The sequence below is a fragment of the Lacticaseibacillus manihotivorans DSM 13343 = JCM 12514 genome (assembly GCF_001435035.1).
Lineage (GTDB): Bacteria > Bacillota > Bacilli > Lactobacillales > Lactobacillaceae > Lacticaseibacillus > Lacticaseibacillus manihotivorans.
On the sequence record NZ_AZEU01000057.1, the window covers coordinates 1 to 1,329 of the forward strand.

Here is a 1,329-nt window from a genome sequence, read left to right on the forward strand (position 1 = left end):
TGCTTAATCTCAGGGTACTTATCGCTTTTGATTAAGCCATTGGCGACTTGGACCAATAAAGGTTTTAGATAAGCACCGGCTTTAGAAATACGCACCGAATGCTTCTTGCCAGCACTTTCGTTGTTCGTTGGCGTTAATCCCGCCCATGAACACAAGTGCTTGGCATCTGGAAATTGGCTCATATCAACACCGGTTTCCGCCAAGACACTGATTGCGGTGAACGGCTTATCAAGTCCGGGAACTGTACGAACAAGGGCGATTTCTTGAGCCAGCGGTTGAGCTCTCATCTCAACTTCTGTTTCAATTGTCGTTCTGGCAAGCACAAGGCTCTTATAGTGATCCATAATGACGCGTAGTTTGGCTTCTTGATCAGAAGTGATCGCACCATCTACTGCCAATTCCAGTTCTGGTAGCTTCTTCTTGAGGCTACCGTGAATCAGATCTTCCAGTTGCTCGGTATCGCCTAACTTCTTGTCTAGGATGCTCTTGATAATCTTTTGAGCACTGACTCCGAAAGTATCGGAGACGACACTAGCCAATTGAATGTTAGAAACGGTCAGCGAGTTCTGGAAACGATTCTTCTCGGATACCATATTGTTACCTAACTTCCAACGGTAACGAATCAAATCGCGTAGTTGGCGAATTAGGGCAGGTGGCATAAAGCTACCAACGACTAAGTCATGGCGGAAGAGATCGGCGATCCATTTAGCATCCTTCTTGTCTGTCTTCTTTCCACGAATAGCCCGCACGTACTTGGGGTGCGCAAGGGTTTGGTGGATGCCGGCAGTTTCAAGAACATTCCAAACAGGAATCCAATATTTGCCAGTAGACTCCATGCACACGTCGAAGCAGGAGTAATACTCTAACCATTCGGCGAGATCACGAAGTCCATGTGTGAAGGTTGAGAAACGTTTGCGGTAATACGACGGAATACCTTTATTGTCTGTAATCGCAATACAGGCAAAGACAAAGGTTTTATGCACGTCGATCCCACAACAATTTGGATAAATGACTTGTAGTACCATAGTAGATCTTGTCCTCTCGCAAATTGTATAACCACTACAACAGGGACTGGTCCGCTACACTAAAACGGGTTGTTTAACAAAGATAAGTTTACATGCTCAATGGCATATTCATTTGTGCTTGGAAAGCAGACCTACACACATAACTATGCAGCGTCGCGCCTGAAGGCGTGGCTACTCCTCCCCTCGTGATTTGTAGTGTGGAGTAGTAGTTATACACTTTGAAAATACAGAAAGGAGATCGTGAGCGCAAGCCTTTTCATTGCCTTTTGGGCAAGGGCGCAGCGCTTGCGTGATTATAACTATG

The 1,329-nt window shown here is 45.7% G+C and carries 1 protein-coding gene; it reads right to left on the reverse strand.

What is annotated here, in order from left to right; genetic code table 11:
- On the reverse strand, positions 1-1,025 hold a 1,025-nt coding region (locus FD01_RS03630), incomplete at its 3' end, for an IS110 family RNA-guided transposase (RefSeq protein ID WP_056962649.1).
- Between the last annotated feature and the right edge of the window lie 304 nt (positions 1,026-1,329).